This is a genomic window from Streptosporangium sp. CA-135522 (assembly GCF_050949235.1).
GTDB lineage: Bacteria > Actinomycetota > Actinomycetes > Streptosporangiales > Streptosporangiaceae > Streptosporangium.
Map to the genome: position 1 here is coordinate 1,892,482 of NZ_CP192026.1, position 21,983 is coordinate 1,914,464.

The window sequence follows — 21,983 nt, forward strand, 5'->3', positions numbered from 1 at the left end:
GCCTGCTTCTGCTCTGTCGCCGAAAGGACATCTCGCCGTGAAGGTCGTTCGTTGGATGGCGGTGCTGTCGGCGACGCCGGTCGTCCTGGCGATCCTGCAGCCGGCCTCCCACGCGGAGAGCGCCGAATCTCCGAAGGCCAGGACGGTCGTCTCGCTCACCTTCGACGACGGTGACAAGACCCACGTGGCCGCGGCCCGCATCCTGGAGAAGCGCGGCATGCTCGGGACCTTCTACGTCAACAGCGACACCATCGGGCGGGAACGCAAGCTCGATCGCCGTCAGCTCGCCGCCATCGCCAAGGCGGGGCACGAGATCGGCGGCCACACGCTGACCCACGCACGCCTCACCGAGCTGCCCGAAAGCGAGCAGCGCGTGCAGATCTGCGACGACCGCAGGGCGCTGGCGGCGTGGGGCTACCGGCCCGCCACCCTGGCCTACCCGTTCGGTTCGGTGGACGACGACGCCAAGTCCGTGGCGCGGCAGTGCGGCTACGACGCGGCCCGCAGGGTGGGCGGCCTCAAAGACGGGGCATGCCGCGGCTGCCCGGCCGCGGAGGACCCGCGTCCGAAGGACCGCTACGAGATCCGCACGCCGGGCTCGGTCCACGGGGACACGCTGCTGCGGCAGTTGAAGCAGCAGGTCCTCAACACCGAGAAGAGCGGTGGCGGGTTCCTTCCCCTGGTGTTCCACCGGGTCTGCGGCAACTGCGGCCTCTACTCGGTGGCTCCCCGCACCCTGGAGGACTTCCTCGACTGGCTGGCGACGCGCGAGAGCCGCGGAACGGTCGTCAAGACCTTCCAGGACGCGGTCGGCGCCCGCTACCGGCCCCTGCCCCCGCAGGAGTAGGCCGTCCCGGGGAACGAGCCGATCTCCGGGAGAGGTCGTCTCGGGAACGGGCCGTTCCGAGGACAGCCCGCTTCGGGAACGGCCGCCGGCCGCGCCTACCGGGAGCCCGTCGGTTTTCGGGGCGCGGGCAGCTGTGCGTACCTTTCCTGCCCATTTATTGCGATCTGTTGCCGAGAGAAGGTAATCGCGGCTATCCGCTGCTCACATGTGAATGCGGCGGCGAACAGGAAACCCCGGAGCCTCTCGTGACCTGTGTGACCGCTGTGAGTGATCGGCAGTGAACATCCGGGTCGATCCGGAAGCGGGGGAAGAGCCGATCATTCGGCCTCGCTATCCTTCGCTGGTGCCCGCGCAGTCGACTTCCCCCTCCCTCCCCGCGACCCCTCCCTCTCTTTCCGCGACTCCCACCGGCTTCCTGCGGTCGGCGGCCGAGGGGACGGCTGAGCTGTCATGGACCGGTCGGGAGTGGCTGGCGGCCGGTGAGCCGCTCGGCGAGCGGCCGGACGCCGCCGAGGCCACCCGCCTCAGACCGCTACGCGGCTTGACCGTCCGGTGGCCCTCCTCCCCGGTTCCGGTCGGCGCGGTCACCGCCCTGGCCGCGGCCGGCGTGCCGCTGCACGCCGCCGCCTCGCCGGGCTGGGTGGATCCCGAACTGGCCCGTCTGCTCGCGGCCTGGACGCCCGAGGAGGACGGCGGCGGTCCCCGGTCGGTGACCGCCCTGCGACGGGAGGAGCACAGCGTGCGGCTGCGCCGCCACGGCCTACGGAGCCGGTCGCAGGAGCCGGTCACGCCCAAGGTCAGCGTCGTGATGTCCAGCATGCGCCCGCACCTGCTGGGCTCGGCACTCGCCCAGATCGCCCGGCAGCGGCGGGTCGAGACCGAGGTCCTGCTCGCCCTGCACGGCGTTCCCGCCGGGCACGAGGCGGTACGGCGGGCGGTGCGGGAATGCGGCCTGCCCGTCACGGTCGTCGAGGCGGACGCGGCGGTCCCGTTCGGGGACGTGCTCAACCTGGCCGCGTCCAGGGCGAGCGGCGACCATATCGCCAAGTGGGACGACGACGACTGGTACGGCCCCGAACACCTGGCCGACCTCCTCCTCGCCAGGTCCTACGCCGGCGCGGACATCGTGGGCACGGCGGCCGAGTTCTTCTACCTGGAGCCCCTGCACGCCACGATCCGCCGCACCGACTACACCGGCGAGATCTGGTCCGAGCACGTGGCCGGTGGCACGATCCTGCTCGACAGGGCCCGGTTCACCGAGCTCGGCGGGTTCCCCTCCCTGCCCCGCGGGGTGGACGCCGGATTCCTCAAGGCCGCCCACACCGCCGGGGCGCGCATCTACCGCACCCATGGCCTGGGCTACGTGCTGCGTCGCGCGATGAGCGCCGAACACACCTGGCGGCTTCCGCTCGCCCACTTCCTGCGCGTCGCGACGAATCAGTGGCGCGGCTTCCGCCCGAGCATGATTCTGGAAATGTCATGACAGCACGGATCACCGGCAACGACTATCGCGGCCTCACCCCGCCCGAACTCGGCGCCTGGACGCCGTCACTGCGGGTCAGCGTGGTCGTGCCCGCCTACGGCGGTCAGGACAAGCTCGACCTGGTGCTCGCCGGGCTGGCCGCGCAGACCTATCCCGGCGCCCTGACCGAGGTCATCGTGGTGGACAACGGCAGCGAGCCGCCCTTGCGCCTGCCCGAGATCCGGCCCGCCGGCACCCGCATCGTCCTGTGCCCCACCCCCGGCCGGGCCCACGCCCGCAACGCCGGACTCGGGGCCGCCACCGGTGACGTGGTCCACTGGCTCGACTCCGACGTGGTCCTGGACCGCCGGTCGATCGAGGCGCACATGCGCTGGCACCACGCGGCGCCCTACCTCGCGGTGACCGGCTATCTGCGCTTCACCTCGGCGGAGCTGCCCGATCCCGAGGTGGTGGCCGCCACCGACGACCTGGCCGAGCTTTTCGAGCCGGCCGAACCGCACGCCTGGCTGGTGGACCTGGTCGAGCGCACCGGCGGCCTCACCGACAACCCGCACCGCGCGTTCAGCCTGCACGTGGGCGGCGCCACCTCGGTCAACGCCGCGCTGCTGGCGCAGGCCGGGCCGATGGACGCCGAGCTCATCCTCGGCCAGGACACGGAGATGGGCTACCGGCTCGCCCAGGCGGGCGCGGTCTTCGTGCCCGAGCCGCTGGCCCGTGCCTTCCATCTGGGCCCCACCATGCGGATGCGCGACAAGGCGCCGATCGACCGGGTCAGCCACGCGTTCGTCGCCGACCGGATCCCGTCCTACCGCTGGCTCCGCGCCCATCCGGCCCGGCAGTGGAAGGTGCCCTACCTTGAGGTCGTCGTCGAGCCCGCCGGCCGGCCCGGCCGGCAGGCTCGACCAGGACAGCGGGGGCAGGAGGATAGCCAGGGGCAGGGGCAGGGGCAGGGGCAGGAGCAGGGCCGGAGACAGGGCCGGAGACAGGGCCAGGAGCAGGGCCAGGAGCAGGGGCGCCACGGCTACGACGAGGTTCGCGCCACCGTGGACGCCGTCCTCGCGGGCACCGTGCCCGACGTCGCGGTCGTCATCCCCGGACCCTGGGACCGCATCCGGGCCGAGGGCCGGGCGCCGCTGAAGAACCCGGACCTGGAGCCGGTGCTGATCCGTGGCCACTATGCCCATGAGGGTCGGGTGCGGTTCGCCCTCGACGCCCCCCGGCCGGCGCGGGCGGCCGTGCCGTATCCGGCGGGGGAGGACGGGCCGCCGGAGACCGGGGTGGCTCCGCCGTACCGGCTGAGGCTGCCCGCCGGGTGGGTGCCCGGGGAGGACAGCCTCGCGCGCCTGCTCGACCTGGCCCGGGACGAGGAGTGCGGCCTGGTTTCGGTGCTGCTGTCGGAGGACTCCGGGGAGGGGATCGTCGCGGCCAGGTTGGAGCGCACCGCCGCGTTCGCCCGAGCCGCGATCGTGCTGCGGGAAGAGGAGGATCTCGACGACGCCGTGGAGGACACCTTCGGGGTGCTCTGGGTGGACGGCGAAACCTACGGATTCCTGCCCGAGGCCCGGCCGCTGGGCGGTCGTCGCGGTGCGTACCGGGCCAGGACGGAGGCGCAGGCCGAGATCGCCCGCCTCACCAAGGAGACCGAACGGCTGCGCGCCCAGGTGACCAGGTGGCGCGACGAGGCCGGCCGCTGGCGTAAGAGCGCCGTCGAACTGCGGCGCGAGGTCGGCGGTCTGCGCAAGGAGCTGGCCGCCGCCAGGAAGATCGTCCAGTACGGCCTGCTCTCGTCCGTCAAGAGAGCGATCACCCGCCGCAAGTGACGGCCTCGGGCGGGGCCGCGGGCTCCGGCGCGGCTCCCTCCCGCCCGCCGGACGGGCGGTCATCCGCCGCGGGTGGCGGCCCCGGCGTGTCAGGGACCCGGTCCGCCCGCGCCGGGCGGGCTACCACCTGTCGCCGTCGTCCTCGGTGACCACTCCCACCCCGCCCAGGAAGTAGGACCCGATGCCCTTGTAGGGCACCACGGCACCGGGGTCCGGGCGCCACTCGGGGAGGTTGACGATGCCGGGTTCGACCACGTCCAGGCCGTCGAACATGCGGGTGATCTCCTTGCCCGTCCGGGGGACGAACGGCGAGGACGCCCGGTCGTACACCTGGGTGACCCCCTCGGCCGCCTCCGGCTTGGCGTCGATCGCGACGTGGGACAGGACCAGGTGGCTGCCGGGCGCCATGGCGCGGCGGAAGGTGGCGATGATGCCCTCGGGGTCGTCCTCGTCGGGGACGAAATGCATGATCGCCAGCATGAGGACCGCGACCGGCTGGTCGAAGTCGATCGCCGCGCGGACGTCCGGGTGCTCCAGGATCTCGGCGGGTCGCCGCACGTCTCCTTGGACGATGGTCACGTTCTCGTTCTTGCCGAGGATCGCCCTGCCGTGGACCAGGACGGTCGGATCGTTGTCGACGTAGACGACCCGGGCCCCCGTGGCGACCTGGTGCACGTTGTTCTGGGTGGGCAGGCCGGCGCCGAGATCGAGGAACTGGCGGATGCCCGACTGCGCGACGAAATCGACGGCGCGGCGCAGGAATGCGCGGTTGGAGCGGGCGCTGTGGCGGATCTCGGGAACGACCGTGAGAGCCTTTTCCGCGGCTTCCCGATCGGCCGGGAAGTTGTCCTTGCCCTCGAGGTAGTAGTCGTACATGCGTGCGACATTCGGAATATGGGTTTGAATGCCGATGGGTATCTGGTCGGTCACGTGCCGCTCCCCGGTGGAGATATTTCCAGAATTATCGTGATCATATCTAGAAGAGCAGCTAGAGAACCGATCACGAAACTGACAAGATCACCCCATGGCCGCCTCCTCCTCGCGCCGTGTCCTGGGGCTCCACCTCGCCGACGGCATCGGCCGCGGCAACATGTGGGCCTGCCTGTCCATGTCGTTCGTGGCGACCATGGTCATCTCGTTCCTCCCGGCGGCGCAGCCGTACATCCTGGGCGGCGTCCTCGGCGTCGCCAAGACCGACCAGGGCAAGGTCGTCGGCCTGCTCGGCGTCGCCGCCGAGATCGCGATGATCGCCAGCCTGGCGTGGTACGGCGCGCTGGCCGACCGGTTCGGCCGCCGGCCCATCGTGGTGGCCGGGTTCGTGCTGTGCGCGCTGGGCGCCGCGCTGTTCCCGTTCGCCGGTGACACGACCGTGCTCGTCGCGCTGCGCGTGGTCTTCGCCCTGGGCGTGGCCGCCCTCAGCGGAATGATGTCCACGGTGGCGATCGACTACGTCCGGGACGGCTCGCGGGGCAAGTCCTACGGCCTGGTCGGCCTGTTCAGCGGCCTTGGCGCGATGGTCGCGGTGCTCGGCCTGGTTCGCCTGCCCAAGATCCTGGAGGACGGGGGGACGGCCCCCGTCACCGCCGCCCGGATCTCCTTCCTGATCATCGCCGCGGTCGTGCTCGCCGTCGCCGCGCTGATGTGGTTCACCCTGTCTGGGACCGGGGTCGGCGCGACCGCCGAGCAGGTCCCGCTGATCCGGCTGGTGCGGGAGGGCGTCGCGCTCGCCCGCGACCCCGGCGTGGCGCTGTCCTACGCGGCGGCGTTCGTCGCCCGCGCCGACCTCGCCGTCGTCGCGGGCTTCCTGTCCCTGTGGGTGATCGACTACGCCACCGGCGAGCGCGGCATGCCGGCGGCGGAGGCGCTGGCCCGCGGCGGGGCCGTGGTCGGCGTCGCGCAGACCGTGGCCGTGGTCGCCGCCCCGCTGTTCGGCTGGCTGGGGGACCGGATGCGGCGCCAGGACGTGCTCATCCTCGCCCAGGTCGTCGCGGCGCTGTCCTACCTGTCCATGCTGCTGATCGACGACCCGCTGGGCTCCGGCATGATGCTGGCGGCCGTGTTCGTCGGGCTGGGGGAGATCGCCGCGATCACCACCGCCGGCCCGCTGCTGGCCCAGCAGGCTCCGGCAGCCGTGCGCGGCTCGGCCTACGGCGTGCAGACGTTGTGCGGAGCCGTCGGCATCCTGGTGGTCTCCGCCCTCGGCGGCCTTCTCTACGATGCCTGGCGGCCCGCCGCCCCGTTCGTGCTCTCGGGCGTGTTCGGTCTGCTCGTCGCGGTCTTCGGGCTGGTGGTACGGCGGCGCGTCACGCCGCTGCCCGAGGACCGCGAGAGCATGGTCGCGGCCGGCTGACCCGGCTCAGCCCTTCCTGATCGCGGCGCGGAGCTTGGCGAGCCGGGATTTGGACTTCCGCACGGGCGACGATTTCTTCGCGGCGGCCGGAGCCGGTGCGGGCTCGCCCGCCCGAGCCTGTACGGCCTCGCCCGCGGGAGTTCGTACCTGCTCGGCCGCCGGAGCGCGGGCGGGCTCCTTGGCGGGAGCGGGAGCCGGGGCGTGAGCCGCGGTGGCGGCCCGATCGGGCCGCCACCGCGGCCAGAACTCAGCCCGGTCGCCGTGCCGTACACCGTGGGTCGCCTTGATCGAGGCGGGGACGTCGTCGGTGCCCAGCAGCAGAGCCCGGCCCAGCGCCTCGGTCCGCTCCAGCGTCGCGGTGCCGTCGTCGCCGAGATCGACGACGAGCATGCCGGACCGGTCGTCCTGGATCGTGGCGATCATCCGCTCCAGCGACTCGCGTCCCAGGGGAACCGAGACCGGGCCCGTGTAGCGGAAGGGAATCGGCGCGGGAGTCGGGCGGACCTCGTCGATCAGCCGTACCCGATCGTCATGGGCGAAGTGCTCGCGCAGCAGCCGCAGCTCGAAGGAGCGGTCGCTGAACACCGGGCGACGCTCCGCGGGCAGCCGGGACCAGGGGGCGACCAGGGCGACCCGTACGTCGCGCACCGAGCCCTCCAGCGCCGCGCTCACCGCCTCGCGCACCTGACCGCCGTCGTCTTCCACGTGGAGCACCACCTCCACGTACGGCACCAGCCACCGCCGACCCCGGTCCTTTCGCAGGTCGCGGCGGAGCGGCACGCGGTGGGCGAGGTAGGGGCCGACCGCGCGGACCGCCCGGTCGCGGTCGTGGTCGCGGCGCTGCGCCGGGAGCCCGAGATGGACGGCCTGCGCCGCCATCTCGGGAATGAAGACCACGCCGTGCTGGGCCAGCCGGTAGGCGAACTCGGTGTCCTCGCCCCTGAGCACGTCGGGATCGACCCCGCCGACGGCGTGGAAGATCTCCCGTCGCATCGACACCGTCGGCCCGGTGCACACGTGGTACGGGTTGCGGCTGGACCGCAGGCCGTCGGTGCGGGAGATCGTCTGCTCGGTGGAGCTGGGCAGCGCGTTCGACAGGTCGAAGACGCTCTCCAGCGAACCCGCGCGCACCGCCTCGTGCAGCAGGGCGGGGGACAGCTCCGGCTCCTCGACGAACCTCTTCGCGCCGATGACGACCAGACCGCCGGCCAGGTGGTGCCAGCGGGCCATCGCCTCGATGTGCTCGTGGCAGACGACCATGTCCGAGTCGAGGCGATGGACGATCTCGCCCTCGGCGAGGGCGGCCCCGGAGTTGACCGCGTGCGCGATGCCCCAACCTCCGGGGCCGGCGGTCACGATCCGGGTGCCGGCGGGGGCGATCTCCGGCAGCCGCAGGGGCGGGTCGCTGCCGTCGTCGACCACGATCACTTCCATGAGATGATCGGGATAACTCTGCGCCGCCAGCGCGGCGAGGGTCAGGTCGAGTCTGTGCTGGCCGCCGTACGCCGGAATGACCACGCTCACCGGGAGCGTCGGACGCCATTCGCCGAGCGCGGGCGGATCCAGGGGAGAGTAGTCGTTGTGCCGGATCGGGGGCAGGCCGGTCCCCGCTCCATCCGTCATGATGTCTTTCCCCTTGTCTGCGTCACCGCTTGTCAAGTCCTGTCAAACCCTAACTCGGCTTGCTTAGCGTTTCCTGTGGGAAAATGGGAGAGCGGCCGAGGGTGTCCCACTGAGTGGACGGCGCATCCCGTTTCGCAGGCCATTACCCGTAGACTCGTTGCCTAACACCGCAGGTAGGACGCGCATGGTGAGCCGTGCGCGGGAGGAGCAATCATGACCAGGGCGTGGCGTGGCCTCATCGAGGAGTACCGTGACCGACTTCCGGTGACCACGGCGACGCCCGTCGTCACGCTTCTGGAGGGCGGCACGCCGCTCGTCCCGGCGCACCGGGTCTCGGCGCTGACCGGCTGCGACGTCTATCTCAAGGTCGAGGGCGCCAACCCGACCGGCAGCTTCAAGGACCGTGGCATGACCATGGCCATCAGCAAGGCCGTCGAAGACGGCGCGAAGGCCGTCATCTGCGCCTCCACCGGCAACACCAGCGCCTCCGCCGCCGCCTACGCGGTCCGCGCGGGCCTGACCTGCGCGGTGCTCGTGCCCCGCGGCAAGATCGCGATGGGCAAGCTCGCCCAGGCGCTGGTCCACGGGGCGACGCTGCTGCAGGTCGAGGGCTCCTTCGACGACTGCTTGGAGATGACCAGGAAGCTGTCGGAGAACTATCCGATCGCGTTGGTCAACTCGGTGAACCCGTTCCGCCTCCAGGGGCAGAAGACCGCCGCCTTCGAGATCGTGGACGCGCTCGGCGACGCGCCCGACATTCATTGCATCCCGGTCGGCAACGCGGGCAACATCTCGGCCTACTGGATGGGCTACACCGAGTACGCCCGCGACGGCGTCGCCACCAGGAAGCCCCGCATGTTCGGCTTCCAGGCCAGCGGTGCCGCGCCGATCGTCAACGGCGCGCCGGTGACCCACCCGCACACGATCGCCACCGCGATCCGCATCGGCAACCCCGCCTCCTGGCAGCTGGCCGAGGCCGCCCGCGACGAGTCCGGCGGTGTCATCCAGGCCGTCACCGACCGCCAGATCGCCGCCGCCTACAAGCTGCTGGCCCAGGAGGAGGGCGTGTTCGTCGAGCTCGCCTCGGCCGCCAGCGTGGCCGGTCTCCTCCAGGCTCATGAGCAGGGCCTCGTCGAGCCCGGCCGGCGCATCGTCTGTACGGTGACCGGAAACGGCCTCAAGGACCCCGACTGGGCCATCTCCGGCGCACCGACCCCGGTGACGGTTCCCATCGACGCCCACGCGGCGGCCACGGCACTCGGCCTCGCCTAGTGCCCCAGTGGGGCCCTGAAGAGACCGGCGTGGCGGGGCGTCGTAACCTGACCTCCCGCACCCCACCGGCACTTCTCGCGCGACAGCGCACCACATCGAACGAGGCAGATAGGAGGAGGGGCTCCCTCCCTATGGCTACGCCAGGGGCCTTCGCCCCAGAATCTCGATGACCGACAGCAACAAGGTCGTCGTCCGGGTCCCGGCGACGTCGGCCAACCTCGGCCCCGGATTCGACACGCTGGGGCTGGCCCTCGGCCTCTACGACGAGGTCGAGGTCAGCCTGGTGGAGCCCTCCGGGGGCCCCGGCGCCCGGAGCGTCGCCATCGAGGTCGAGGGCGAGGGCGCGGGCGAGCTCGATCTGGACGAGGGCCACCTCATCGTCAAGACGATGCGAACGACCTTCGACCGGATGGGGGTTCCACAGCCGCGCGGCATCCGGCTGCGCTGTCTCAACCGCATCCCGCACGCGCGGGGTCTCGGGTCCTCCTCGGCGGCGATCTGCGCCGGGATCCTCGCCGCCCGCGCGCTGGCCGGAGTGTCCGGGCCGGCCACGTCGGATCGGGACGGGGCCGGCTCCGGCCGTTCGCAGGCGCCTGACGTCTTCACCGACGACGATGTCTTCGCGCTGGCCACCGAGATCGAGGGACATCCCGACAACGTGGCTCCCTGCCTCGCGGGCGGCCTGACCATCGCATGGACAGATCAGTCAAACATTCCGCATATGGTGAAACTAGTCCCACATGCCGATATTCGGCCCGTGGCCATCATTCCCCGGCACCGGCTGTCCACGGAGGTCGCCCGGGGGCTGCTCCCCGAAAACGTGCCGCACGCCGACGCGTCTGCGAACGCCGGACGGGCCGCGCTGCTCATCGCGGCGCTGACCGAACGGCCGGAGCGGGAGCTGCTGCTGGCCGCCACCGAAGATCGGCTGCACCAGAACTACCGCGCGCCTGCGATGCCGCAGAGTGCGGATCTGGTACAACGTCTGCGCGGGATCGGCATCCCTACTGTTGTCTCGGGAGCGGGCCCCACGATTCTTGCGTTTTCGACAGTGGATACGCAGGATTTGATCGCACCGGAAGTGGGTACTGATTGGCACATCCAGCCACTGGATGTCGAAACCCGCGGTGCTTGCGTTGTCTCTCCGAGACACGCTGATGCCTCTTCGACCTTCAGGGAATAGCTGTGTGCGCTGGTGATGTTAGGCTGGTAGCCGCACCAGGTGCCCCCTTGTTGGGTGCGTGCTTGTCAGCCACACATCGCTGCATCATGCCTCATTCCGTGAGGCGTGAGCGCCGCAGTGGCCTCCCCGAATCCGTCCCCTCCGAATGCTCCACATTCGGTTGGGGCAACGAGAGGCGGCGTTTGAGGGGACACGCGCGTTCGAATTACCTCGACACCTGGTTGCCGGTAGCAATCCGGGGGGTGTCCTCCAAGCCCCACCGTCGGCGAATCTCGATGGTGACGGCATGGATGTGCCCTTCTCCGACAGTGGCGACGGTCCTCATGGGCCGTCGAGGATCGCAACGTGCAACCCGACCCGGTCTGTCCCACCGGGTCGATCGCACCACCGGGACGATTGGCTGATCGTGGCCACGCCCGACCCCTGGGAAGGACCCATTAGTGAGCGACACCACCGAACTCCTCTCCGACGCCGCCGGCGCACCGCCGGCGGCCGGCGACACCCCCACCCGCGCCGCGGCCAGGCCGCGCCGTCGCTCCGGCACCGGCCTGTCTGCCATGGTGCTGCCCGAGCTGCAGGCCATGGCCTCCGGACTTGGCATCAGCGGGACGGGGCGGATGCGCAAGAGCCAGCTCATCGCGGCCATCCAGGAGAAGCAGGGCGTATCACCTGAGAGCGCCCCTGCTCCCGCCGCCGTCAAGGAAACCCCGGCAGCCCCGGTGGCCCAGGCCGCCCCGGCTCCGGCGGCCGAGCCGGTCGCCGAGCGTCCGGCCCGCAGCCGCAGGGAACGTTCCCGCCCCGCCGCCGTGGCCGAGCCCGTGGCCGAGCAGGCGCCCTCCGTGCCTGAGCCCGTGGCCGCCGCCGCTCCCGTGGTGGAGCAGCAGCAGGCCGACGCCGCCCAGACCGACAGCCGCGCCGAGCGTGGCGAGAGCCGTCGCGAGCGTGGCGACCGCCGTGGCCGCAACAGCGACCGTGGCGAGCGCGTCAACGACCGTCGTGAGCGCGGTGAGCGCGGCGAGGGCCGTGCCGACCAGCGCGCCGCCGACGCGGGCCAGAACCGTGGCGAGCGGACCGGCGACCGTGGCGAGCGCAGTGACCGCGGTGAGCGGATCGGTGACCGTGGCGAGCGCGTCAACGACCGCGGCGACCGTGGCGAGCGCGTCAGCGACCGCGGTGACCGTGGCGAGCGCGTCAGCGACCGCGGTGACCGTGGCGAGCGCGTCAGCGACCGCGGTGACCGTGGCGAGCGCGTCAGCGACCGCGGTGACCGTGGTCCGCAGAACCGCGGCCCGCAGGACCGGGGCGACCAGCACGGCGTCGGCGACGACGACGACCGCCGTGGCCGCCGTGGCCGGTTCCGGGAGCGCAACCGTCGCGGCCGTGACCGCTTCGACAGCAACGAGCCCGTGGTCGGCGACGACGACGTCCTGATTCCGATCGCCGGCATCCTGGACATCCTCGACAACTACGCGTTCGTACGGACCAGCGGCTACCTGCCGGGCTCCAACGACGTCTACGTCTCCCTGGCCCAGATCCGCCGCAACGGCCTGCGCAAGGGCGACGTCGTCACCGGCGCCGTGCGCCAGCCCCGTGACGGCGAGCGCCGCGAGAAGTTCAACGCGCTCGTCCGCCTCGACACGGTCAACGGCATGGACCCGGAGCAGGCGCGGCAGCGACCCGACTTCAACAAGCTCGTCCCGCTCTACCCGCAGGAGCGGCTGCGCCTGGAGACCGAGCCGAACATCCTGACCACCCGGATCATCGACCTGGTGGCACCGATCGGCAAGGGCCAGCGCGGTCTCATCGTCTCCCCGCCCAAGGCCGGTAAGACGATGGTGCTCCAGTCGATCGCCAACGCGATCACCCGCAACAACCCCGAGTGCCACCTGATGGTCGTCCTGGTCGACGAGCGTCCGGAAGAGGTCACCGACATGCAGCGGTCGGTGAAGGGCGAGGTCATCCACTCGACCTTCGACCGTCCCGCCGAGGACCACACCACGGTCGCCGAGCTCGCCATCGAGCGGGCCAAGCGTCTGGTGGAGCTGGGCCACGACGTCGTCGTGCTGCTCGACTCGATCACCCGTCTGGGCAGGGCCTACAACCTGGCCGCTCCGGCCTCCGGCCGGATCCTGTCCGGTGGTGTCGACTCCACCGCGCTCTACCCGCCCAAGCGCTTCTTCGGCGCCGCCCGCAACATCGAGAACGGCGGCTCGCTGACGATTCTCGCCACGGCGCTGGTCGAGACCGGCTCCAAGATGGACGAGGTCATCTTCGAGGAGTTCAAGGGCACCGGAAACCTGGAGCTCAAGCTCAACCGCCAGCTCGCCGACAAGCGAATCTTCCCCGCGGTGGACGTCGACGCGTCCGGCACCCGTAAGGAAGAGATCCTCATGTCGAAGGACGAGCTGCAGATCACCTGGAAGCTCCGGCGTGTGCTGCACGCCCTGGACATGCAGCAGGCCCTGGAGCTCCTCCTGGAGAAGATGAGGGAGACCAAGTCCAACGCGGAGTTCCTCCTCCAGGTCCAGAAGACGACGGTCAGCTCCGACCGCGACTGATCACCTGGTCGTACGGCTTGCGCCCCGGTCTCATGGCCGGGGCGTTCGTCGTCTCCGGGTCTTGTGCGAGCACGCTCTTCGAGATATCCATACGGGGAGGACGCCCGTCCGCTCCGTCTCACCGCGCCCTTCGCCGTGCCCCCTCGCCGCGCTCCGGGGCCGGTCGGGGCCGCAACCGTCCGGGACGGGCTCCGGTACGGACCGTGACCGCAGCGCATGAGCCGGAGGGGCGCATGACGGCCGAGACGGCGGCGGGCCGATCAGCGGGCCGATCGGCGACGCGCACGCCGTTGCATCGGCGTGTGCCACTGGGGCCCAACGGACCGCTGGGGCTGCTCGTCGACCCGATGACCTGGCGTGCCGTGCCGTACATGCTGATGAGCATGTTCTACGGGGTCGCCTGCTTCGCCTTCCTGGCCTCTGCGATCCCGATCTCGTTCACCCTGGTCATCTTGTGGGTGGGGGCGCCGCTGCTCGCGCTGACCATGCTCGCCTGGCGCCGTGCGGCGATGCTGGAGCGCAGGCTGATCCGGCTGGCCTTCGGTGTCGGGATCCGTGATCCCTACCGGCCTGCCCAGGGGGAAGGCCTCTTCCCGCGGTGGAAGGACGCGCTCGTCGATCCGGCCACCTGGAAGGACCTCCTCTACCTCCTGCTGCTGCCGTTGATCGGGATCGTGGAGTTCACCGTCTCGGTGATCCTGTGGTGTCTGGCGTTCGGCCTGATCGCCGCACCCACGTCCCTGCTGCTCGGCGGAGACCCACTGAAGATCACCGATGGGCTGCTGGTCGACACCGTGCCGGAGGCGCTGCTGTGCCTGCCCGTCGGGGTGGGGATCTTCCTCGTCGCGCTCTACGCGACGCGCGGAATGGCCTGGCTGCACGTGCTGCTCGCGGTCGCGCTGCTCGGCACGGGGGAGAAGAGCCTGCTGGCGGCCCGGGCGGCCTCCCTACGGGCCAGCCGGGCCCGCGGGGTCGACGCGGCCGAGGCCGAGCGGCGCAGGATCGAGCGCGACCTGCACGACGGCGCTCAGCAGCGGCTGCTGTCGGTGGCCATCGACCTGGGACGGGCCCAGGCCAAGCTGGACTCCGACCTCCAGGGCGCCCGGGAGCTCCTCGCCCAGGCCCACGCCGGCACCAAGGCGGCCATCGCCGAATTGCGCGACCTCGCGAGGGGAATCCATCCGGCGATCCTCACCGACCGGGGGCTGGACGCGGCGCTCTCCTCGCTCGCGGCCCGGGCGCCGGTGCGGGTGGACCTTTCGGTGGAGGTCTCCCACCGCCCTCCGGCGGCGGTGGAGAGCATCGCGTACTTCATCGTGGCCGAGTGCCTGACCAACGCGGCCAGGCACTCCGAGGCGACCGAGGCGGCCATCAGGGTCAGCCGCCGGGGCCAGCAGGTGGTCGTCGAGGTCTACGACAACGGGATCGGCGCCGCGGTGCCACGTCCCGGAGGGGGCCTGGCAGGCCTGGCCGACCGGGCCGCGACCATCGACGGCGTGCTGAGCGTGGACAGCCCGCTGGGCGGTCCCACCCTGATCCGCGCCGAACTGCCCTGCGAATGGTGAAAGCTTGAATCCATGCGCGTGGTGATCGCCGAAGACTCGGTGCTGTTGCGTGAGGGGCTGGCCAGGCTGCTGGCCGACGGAGGGATCGAGACCGCCGGGGTGGCGGGAGACGGTCCGGGGCTGGTCGCGGCGGTGGCCGATCACGATCCCGATCTGGCGATCGTGGATGTGCGGATGCCGCCGAGCCACACCGACGAGGGGCTGCGTGCGGCCCTGGAGGCCAGGTCGCGGCGGCCGGGCCTGCCCGTTCTGGTGCTGTCGCAGTACGTCGAGCAGCAGTACGCCACCGAGCTGATCGGCGGGGGAGCGTCCGCGGTCGGCTACCTGCTCAAGGAGCGGATCGCCGACGTGGCGGAGTTTCTCGACGCGGTGCGGCGGGTGGCGTCCGGCGGGACGGTCATCGACCCCGAGGTGATCATGCAGCTGCTGAGCCGCCACCGCCGTGACGATCCGCTGGAGTCCCTGACCGTGAAGGAGCGCAAGGTCCTGGCCCTGATGGCCGAGGGCCGCTCCAACACGGCGGTCGCCGCGCGCATGGCCGTCACCGACGGCGCGGTCGAAAAGCACATCTCCAGCATCTTCGCCAAGCTGGGCCTCGAACCCGCCTCCGACGACCATCGCAGGGTTCTCGCGGTGCTCACCTACCTGGGCAGATGACGGAACGCCCGGCGGTGTCCACCGCCGGGCGTTCTGTCGATTCTTGTCTTACGCGGCTCCTGACCGGGCTCTGAACGCCAGGTCCTCACCGGGACCTGGGCCGGATCTCGGCCGGCCGTCTGCACGGCTTGCGCCCGGGGTTGGGGACGCGAGTCGTACAGCGCGGCGCCGGGAGGCCGAGGGCTAGCGGACGTCCACGAACTCCGAGCCCGACTTGGCCCCGTAGGTCTTGCTGGTGCCGGAGACCTCGGCGCGCCAGTAGGCGTCGAACTTCGGCTTGACGGTCTTGCTGAACTTGCCGCTGCCGTTCGCCTTCACGAAGTAGGCGAACTTCCAGCTGGAAGAGCCCTTCTTCTTGTAGTGGAGCTCGACCATCTTGCCGGAATAGCCGGAGCTGCCCCGGTAGGCCGTGCCGTACAGCCGGACCTTCTTGCCCTTCTTGACCTTGTTGGCGCTCACGTCGAAGGCGATCTTCGACTTGGCCTTCTTGGCCTTGGAGCTGCCGGTCTGGACCCAGAAGTTGTCGGCCTTCTCGAACTTGACGCTCTGGCCGCCACGCGTGGCGGTCAGCTCCAGGGTCCAGGACCCCGTGGCGAAGTCGTCGTCGAACCAGGTCTCCTTGTACCACTGGTTGGCGGTGCCGCTCTCGGAGAGCTCGAGGTCGACGGAGTCGTTCTGGTCGTTGCTGAAGAGACGGGCGGTGACCGAGGTGGCGCCGAGGATGTTGGCGCGGACGGACACCTGGGTGTCATCGCCGGAGTTCAGGACGATCGGGTCCGTCACCGAGGCGCTGACGAACTTGATCTGCGAGCCGACCTGGAATTCCTTGCAGCTGTCGTTGGCCGCGGCACCGCGGCTGACGTGCAGCCGGACCTGCCACTTGCCTTCCTTGTTGTCCTTGGTGACCTTGAAGCTGCCCTTGAGCTTGACGTCGCCGGTGGGCAGCGTCGCGTCACCGCTGGAGGGCGGAGCCGGGATGGCGGGCAGGGCCTCGATCGTGGCGCTGTTCCAGGTGGTCTCGCCGACGCGCTGGAACTCGGCCGTGACGGCGGTGATGTTCCGCTCGACGGCCTTCTTGTCCGCCGACAGCTTCCAGGCGTCCTTGAGGGTCGCCTCGAAGCCGATGGTGGCGTCATCCTTCGGCGGGATGTAGGCGTCACTCACGGTGATCGCGGTGACGTCGGCGGCGGTCAGGTCGCAGGCCACTGCGGCGGCCTTGGTCTGGGTGGCGAAAGCGGTCGCCGTACCAGTGGCGAAGACGGCAGCCCCCGTTGCGGTCGCCAGGAGCAACCGCATTCCCTTCCTCATCTGGTCCCCTTGTCTGAGGTAAAAAATAGGTAATGTTACGGTTTGGCCACCGGAGCCTAGTGGGGCTGGTGTGACTCGTCTACATGTGCAGGTCATGCCCGGCGGGAATGTCTTGTGGCCTGGGATGGTTGGAGCATCTGGCACACTGGTAGCCGAACCGCAGCGGTTCCGGTTCCCGCCCGCGCGCACCCTCAGTGTGCACACCGCGCGCAAGCCTGACAGGCGAGAGACAGTGGCGACCCGGCGACCGCGCTTTGGAGAGGAACTGAAGCCATGAAGCCCGACATCCACCCGGAGTACGTCACCACCGAGGTGACCTGCACCTGTGGTAACACCTTCACCACCCGCAGCACCGCCAAGAACGGCGTGATCCACGCCGACGTGTGCTCCGCCTGCCACCCGTTCTACACGGGCAAGCAGAAGATCCTGGACACCGGCGGCCGGGTGGCGCGCTTCGAGAAGCGCTTCGGCAAGAAGACCACGGGCCAGTAGCCCACACCCGACGCCGGCCCGGAACCACCTCCCGCGTTTTCGGACGGGGGGAGCCCGGGTCGGCGTTCGTGGTGATGAGGCAGGTTCCGAAGGTTTTTCAGGAAGGACGCACGGTGAATCTCGACGAGTTGCTCAGTGAGTATGCCGAGCTGGAACTCAAGCTCGCCGATCCCACCGTGCACGCCAACCCGACGCAGGCGCGCAACTTCGGCCGGCGCTACGCCGAGCTGACCCCGATCATCACCACCTACCGGGAGCTCGAAGGCGTCCAGGACGACCTGGCCACGGCCAAGGAGCTGGCGGCCGAGGACGAGACCTTCGCCGAGGAGGCCCGGGAGCTCGAGGGGCGCGTCCCCGAGCTGGAAGACCGGCTCAGGCACCTGCTCATCCCGCGTGATCCCAACGATGACAAGGACATCATCATGGAGATCAAGGCGGGCGAGGGCGGCGAGGAGTCGGCGCTGTTCGCCGGCGACCTCCTGCGGATGTATCTGCGCTACGCCGAGCGGGTCGGCTGGAAGACCGAGCTCATCGACGCCACCCATTCCGATCTGGGCGGCTACAAGGACGTCACGGTCGCCCTGAAGGCCCGGGGCGACGACGGGGTCTGGTCGAGGCTGAAGTTCGAGGGCGGCGTGCACCGCGTCCAGCGGGTGCCGGTCACCGAGTCGCAGGGCCGCATTCACACCAGCGCGGCGGGCGTCCTGGTCTATCCGGAGGCCGAGGAGGTCGACGTTCAGATCGACCCGAACGACCTGCGCATCGACGTCTACCGCTCCAGCGGTCCCGGTGGTCAGAGCGTCAACACCACCGACTCGGCCGTGCGCATCACGCATGTCCCGACCGGTGTGGTCGCCTCCTGCCAGAACGAGAAGAGCCAGCTCCAGAACAAGGAGTCGGCCATGCGCATCCTGCGGGCCCGCCTGCAGGCCATCGCCGAGGAGGAGGCCAACGCCGCCGCGATGGCCGAGCGCAAGTCCCAGATCCGGACGGTCGACCGCTCCGAGCGCATCCGCACGTACAACTTCCCGGAGAACCGCATCTCCGACCACCGTGTCGGCTTCAAGGCCTACAACCTCGACCAGGTGCTGGACGGGGACCTCACGGCCGTCATCCAGTCCCTGCTCGACGCCGAGATGGCGGAGAAGCTCGCCGCTCACTCATAGAACGCGCCCATGACCTTTCTGCTGGACGAGATCGCCCTCGCCACCGCCCGGCTCGCCGAGGCAGGTGTGCCGTCGCCGCGCACCGACGCCGAGGAGATCGCCGCGTTTGTCCACGGCGTACGGCGCAGCGAGCTGCACAACGTGACGGACGCGGACTTCGACGCGCTGTTCTGGGAGGGCGTCGCCCGGCGCGAGGCCCGCGAGCCGCTTCAGCACATCACCGGACGCGCCTACTTCCGCTACCTGTCGCTTGAGGTCGGGCCCGGGGTGTTCGTCCCCCGCCCGGAGACCGAGGTGGTGGCGGGCTGGGCCATCGAGCGGCTGCGGGAGATGGACGTCGCCTCGCCGGTGGTCGTGGATCTCGGCACCGGCTCGGGCGCCATCGCACTGTCCATCGCCCAGGAGATCGCACTGGCCACGGTGCACGCGGTCGAGGTCGATCCGGACGCCTACCGCTGGGCCAAACGCAACATCCTGGAGCACGGCCAGGGCAGGGTCCACCTGCACCCGGAAGACCTGGCCGACGCTCTTCCCGAGCTCGACGGCCAGGTCGACCTGGTCATCTCCAACCCGCCCTACATCCCGCCGGGCGCGATCCCCCGCGACCCCGAGGTGCGTGACTACGACCCGCACCGGGCGCTGTACGGCTCCGGCAGCGACGGTCTCGACGAGGTCAGGGCCGTGGAACGGACCGCCAGGCGACTGCTGCGCCCGGGCGGATTCGTCGCCGTGGAGCACGCCGACGAACAGGGCACCCCGGTATACCTGATCTTCTCCGAGGACAACGGCTGGCGCGACGTCCGTAGCCGCCAGGACCTCGCTCGCAGGGATCGTTTCGTCACCGCCCGTTTCGGCCAGGAATAGGATGGCACGCCGTGAGCCGACGTTATGACTGCACAGACGCCGACCAGCGAGCCGCGGGACTGACCGACGCCGCGTCCTCCGTACGGCGAGGCGAGCTCGTGGTGCTGCCGACCGACACCGTCTACGGCATCGGCGCCGACGCCTTCACCCCGGCCGCGGTCGCCTCGCTGCTGGAGGCCAAGGGGCGCGGCCGGGACATGCCGGTGCCCGTGCTGGTCGGCACCGTGCGCGCCGCCAACGCCCTCGTGGAGAACCTCGGCCCGTACGGCCAGGACCTCGTCGACTCCTTCTGGCCCGGCCCGCTCACGCTGATCTGCCGTGCGAACCGGTCGCTTTCCTGGGACCTGGGCGACACCAAGGGCACCGTCGCCGTCCGGATGCCCCTGCACGCGGTCACTCTGGAACTGCTCAAGGAGACCGGCCCGATGGCCGTGTCCAGCGCCAACCGCTCAGGCGCCCTGCCCGCCACCACGGCCGCCGAAGCCGAGGAGCAGCTGGGCGACTCGGTCGCGGTCTACCTCGACGGCGGCCCGTGCGCCGACAACACCCCGTCCACGATCCTCGACCTGACCACGGCGGTGCCCAGATTGCTGCGCCGCGGGGCGGTCTCGGTGGAGAAACTGCGCGGCGTGATCGGCTACGTGGCGACGGACGCCGGCCCGGAGTCCGACGACTGACCAGCCGATCCACGCTCTGTGCTGTGATCCATACCGTCTGATTATCATCGTGACTCGGGGCTGTCTCCCCGGTACCGTGAGGTGCGCCGACACTTCCGGGAGACGCCCATGGGCAAGTTCGACGGAATGGACCCCGAGCTGGTCCGTGATCTGCTGTCCGAGGTCGGGCAGGCGGCCAAGCAGATGCGGGCCGTCGAAGGCCGGGTCACCCAGCTGATGAGCGGGGCGGGCCTGTCCTCGCAGTCCACTCATCGCCCGTCTCAGATCGCCGACGCGTGCGAGGTGATGGTCCGCGACGTCTCCGCTCGCGTGGCGCTGCTGGAAAAGAAGATCAAGCATGACGCGGGGTCTCCGGCCGAGCCGAAGGCCGGGGAGGCGAGGCTCGGCGAGCCGAAGGCCGAAGACTCGAAACCCGGTTCCGAGCAGGAGTCGAAGCAGCATACGCCGAAGGTCGAGGATCTGAAGCCCGCCGTGCCCAAGGGCGAAGGGGGGCCACCGTCCCATGACCAGCCGTCGGACGGTCATGCCAAGAGCGACCCGAAGCCGGACTCCGCACACGACTCCAAGACGGACTCCAACCCCCGGGACGACACCGGCTCCGACTCCCGGCAGGACGTGAAGAACGACACCGGCTCCGACGTCAAGGACGGTCCCGGGTCCAAGGGTGATGAGACCTCTCCGCGTGAGGGGGGTTCCTCTGACGCGGGCGGGGACGGTTCCCGTGGTGAGAAGATCTCCGTCAACACCGTCGAGCCCGGACAGAACGCCGATTCCACCGGCGACCCCGACGCCAAGGACGACTCCGGGTCCAAGGGTGATGAGACCTCTCCGCGTGAGGGGGGTTCCTCTGACGCGGGCGGGGACGGTTCTCGTGGTGAGAAGATCTCCGTCAACACCGTCGAGCCCGGGCAGAACGCCGATTCCACCGGTAACCCCGACGTCAAGGACGACTCCGGCTCCAAGGGTGACGAGCGCTCGCCCAGGGACGGCGGCGCCGAGATCCTGGACACCGCGCGCAAGGACCACCCCGACGACATCGACCAGACCGGCGACATGAGGCCGAGGGTCGTGGCGGTGGACGGGGTGCAGGTGCTGCAGGTCCCGCTCGACTCGCCCACGGCGGCGGAGGTCTCCGAGCTGCTCAAGCACATCGAGGACATCCCGCCGCTGGAGATGCCCGCGACCGACGGTGTCTCCGACACGATCGGCGCTTCGTCCGGCCAGGTCGACCCGATCCCGGTGCCCCTGGGGAACGACTACTCCGACGTCTCCATCCCCGACACGATCGAGCCCGCCGAGGGGCAGACGATCCAGCCGCCGGGCACGGGCGGGGAGGCGGGCGCCCACTCCGCCGGGGCGCCGCCCGGGGGCGGCCAGACGCCGTCCGCGGAGGTCGCCGCCGGGAAGTCGGCCGCGCCGTGGGCGCACGACGGCACCGATGTGGTCTCGGTCCAGGTGGACCGGCCGAGCGCGGACGCGCTCAGGACGCTCACCGACAACGTGCGCGACATCGAGCCGATGGACATGCCGAGCGTGCGGGTGCCCGACGGGGAGAGGTGGGGCGAGGGCGCGTGGACGCCCATGGACGTCGGGCCCGACGGTCCGGCGGGCGATGTGGATCCGGGAGATCCGTCGCGGCCGATCCCGCCTCCCGGCGGCCGGTCGGGCGGGCAGTGAGCGTGAGGAGCCTGTGATGTTCGTGGATCCGCCCGCACCGCAGCCGCTGCAGCCGGGGGAGACCCCGCCGGCCTCGGGGAGCCCCGCACTGCCGTCCCCGGACCGGGCCACGGCGTGGGAGTTCAATCCCGACTACCAGCGACTGGTCACGATGTGGCGGCAGGTGCTCCCCACGCTCGACACCCTGACCGCCAGCCTGGACAAGGCCTACCAGCTCGCCCGAAGCAAGGACGTCTGGGACGCCCCGGTCTCGGGGCGCTACGTGGAGGAGATGGCCGAATGGCGCACCCGTCTCGGCCTCTACCGGCAGGCGATCCTGACGTCGATCAGCGACCAGGCGGCCGACACCCCCAGATGGGTGCCCGCCAACGCGGGCGCTCCACACGCGTTCTCGTGACAGCGTCCCTGACTTCGGAAAAGCGGGGCGGCCGGGCTTACAGT

At 70.6% G+C, this 21,983-nt stretch carries 18 protein-coding genes; 15 read left to right on the forward strand and 3 right to left on the reverse strand.

What is annotated here, in order from left to right:
- Positions 1-37: 37 nt before the first annotated feature.
- From ACQPYK_RS09130 to ACQPYK_RS09140, 3 genes are all read left to right on the forward strand, one after another.
- Positions 38-847: a polysaccharide deacetylase family protein gene (locus ACQPYK_RS09130; RefSeq protein ID WP_433253128.1), complete on the forward strand. Its 810-nt coding sequence runs from the start codon at positions 38-40 to the stop codon at positions 845-847.
- 343 nt (positions 848-1,190) lie between these two features.
- Entirely contained in the window at positions 1,191-2,330 is a 1,140-nt protein-coding gene (locus ACQPYK_RS09135) for a glycosyltransferase family 2 protein (protein WP_433253129.1), read from the forward strand.
- Positions 2,327-4,150, forward strand: coding sequence for a glycosyltransferase (locus tag ACQPYK_RS09140; RefSeq protein ID WP_433253130.1), 1,824 nt, complete (start codon positions 2,327-2,329; stop codon positions 4,148-4,150). The genes ACQPYK_RS09135 and ACQPYK_RS09140 overlap by 4 nt, the downstream gene beginning before the upstream one ends.
- A 120-nt stretch (positions 4,151-4,270) precedes the next feature.
- Here ACQPYK_RS09140 and ACQPYK_RS09145 read toward each other — a convergent pair whose 3' ends face one another.
- A complete protein-coding gene (locus ACQPYK_RS09145) occupies positions 4,271-5,080 on the reverse strand; it encodes an SAM-dependent methyltransferase (protein WP_433253131.1) in 810 nt (269 codons plus the stop codon).
- Between the two features lie 94 nt (positions 5,081-5,174).
- Between ACQPYK_RS09145 and ACQPYK_RS09150 the strand changes: the two genes are divergently transcribed.
- Entirely contained in the window at positions 5,175-6,500 is a 1,326-nt protein-coding gene (locus tag ACQPYK_RS09150; RefSeq protein WP_433253132.1) for an MFS transporter, read from the forward strand.
- 6 nt (positions 6,501-6,506) lie between these two features.
- Here ACQPYK_RS09150 and ACQPYK_RS09155 read toward each other — a convergent pair whose 3' ends face one another.
- Positions 6,507-8,123, reverse strand: a complete 1,617-nt coding sequence (locus tag ACQPYK_RS09155) for a glycosyltransferase (protein ID WP_433253133.1) — start codon at positions 8,121-8,123, stop codon at positions 6,507-6,509.
- A gap of 213 nt (positions 8,124-8,336) precedes the next feature.
- On the opposite strand from ACQPYK_RS09155, the gene thrC reads away from it, so the two are divergent.
- The 5 genes from thrC (at position 8,337) to ACQPYK_RS09180 (ending at position 15,358) form a co-directional block, all read left to right on the forward strand.
- Positions 8,337-9,395 (forward strand): threonine synthase, encoded by a 1,059-nt coding sequence (gene thrC / locus ACQPYK_RS09160; RefSeq protein WP_433253134.1) that lies wholly within the window; start codon positions 8,337-8,339, stop codon positions 9,393-9,395.
- 166 nt (positions 9,396-9,561) lie between these two features.
- Positions 9,562-10,578 carry a homoserine kinase gene (locus ACQPYK_RS09165; RefSeq protein ID WP_433253135.1) on the forward strand — a complete coding sequence of 339 codons (1,017 nt, stop codon included), beginning with the start codon at positions 9,562-9,564 and terminating at the stop codon, positions 10,576-10,578.
- A gap of 440 nt (positions 10,579-11,018) precedes the next feature.
- Positions 11,019-13,136 (forward strand): transcription termination factor Rho, encoded by a 2,118-nt coding sequence (gene rho / locus ACQPYK_RS09170; RefSeq protein WP_433253136.1) that lies wholly within the window; start codon positions 11,019-11,021, stop codon positions 13,134-13,136.
- 203 nt (positions 13,137-13,339) lie between these two features.
- Entirely contained in the window at positions 13,340-14,701 is a 1,362-nt protein-coding gene (locus ACQPYK_RS09175) for a sensor histidine kinase (RefSeq protein ID WP_433253137.1), read from the forward strand.
- Positions 14,702-14,713: 12 nt separating this feature from the next.
- Positions 14,714-15,358: a response regulator transcription factor gene (locus tag ACQPYK_RS09180; protein ID WP_433253138.1), complete on the forward strand. Its 645-nt coding sequence runs from the start codon at positions 14,714-14,716 to the stop codon at positions 15,356-15,358.
- A gap of 183 nt (positions 15,359-15,541) precedes the next feature.
- Here the strand turns inward: ACQPYK_RS09180 and ACQPYK_RS09185 are convergent, their stop codons facing one another.
- The gene (locus tag ACQPYK_RS09185) at positions 15,542-16,666 is read right to left on the reverse strand and encodes a hypothetical protein (RefSeq protein WP_433253139.1); all 1,125 of its coding nucleotides are present in this window, start codon (positions 16,664-16,666) and stop codon (positions 15,542-15,544) included.
- A 273-nt stretch (positions 16,667-16,939) separates the two neighbouring features.
- Here ACQPYK_RS09185 and rpmE point away from each other — a divergent pair, with 273 nt between their 5' ends.
- The 6 genes from rpmE to ACQPYK_RS09215 all read left to right on the forward strand — a co-directional run bounded on the left by rpmE (position 16,940) and on the right by ACQPYK_RS09215 (position 21,939).
- Positions 16,940-17,158 carry a 50S ribosomal protein L31 gene (gene rpmE, locus ACQPYK_RS09190; protein ID WP_366286816.1) on the forward strand — a complete coding sequence of 73 codons (219 nt, stop codon included), beginning with the start codon at positions 16,940-16,942 and terminating at the stop codon, positions 17,156-17,158.
- Positions 17,159-17,271: 113 nt separating this feature from the next.
- Entirely contained in the window at positions 17,272-18,324 is a 1,053-nt protein-coding gene (gene prfA / locus ACQPYK_RS09195) for a peptide chain release factor 1 (RefSeq protein WP_433253140.1), read from the forward strand.
- A 9-nt stretch (positions 18,325-18,333) separates the two neighbouring features.
- Positions 18,334-19,188 (forward strand): peptide chain release factor N(5)-glutamine methyltransferase, encoded by an 855-nt coding sequence (prmC, locus tag ACQPYK_RS09200; RefSeq protein ID WP_433253141.1) that lies wholly within the window; start codon positions 18,334-18,336, stop codon positions 19,186-19,188.
- A gap of 11 nt (positions 19,189-19,199) precedes the next feature.
- The gene (locus ACQPYK_RS09205) at positions 19,200-19,865 is read left to right on the forward strand and encodes an L-threonylcarbamoyladenylate synthase (RefSeq protein ID WP_433253142.1); all 666 of its coding nucleotides are present in this window, start codon (positions 19,200-19,202) and stop codon (positions 19,863-19,865) included.
- 108 nt (positions 19,866-19,973) lie between these two features.
- Positions 19,974-21,542, forward strand: coding sequence for a hypothetical protein (locus tag ACQPYK_RS09210; RefSeq protein ID WP_433253143.1), 1,569 nt, complete (start codon positions 19,974-19,976; stop codon positions 21,540-21,542).
- A gap of 16 nt (positions 21,543-21,558) precedes the next feature.
- Entirely contained in the window at positions 21,559-21,939 is a 381-nt protein-coding gene (locus ACQPYK_RS09215; RefSeq protein WP_433253144.1) for a hypothetical protein, read from the forward strand.
- Positions 21,940-21,983 lie beyond the last annotated feature (44 nt).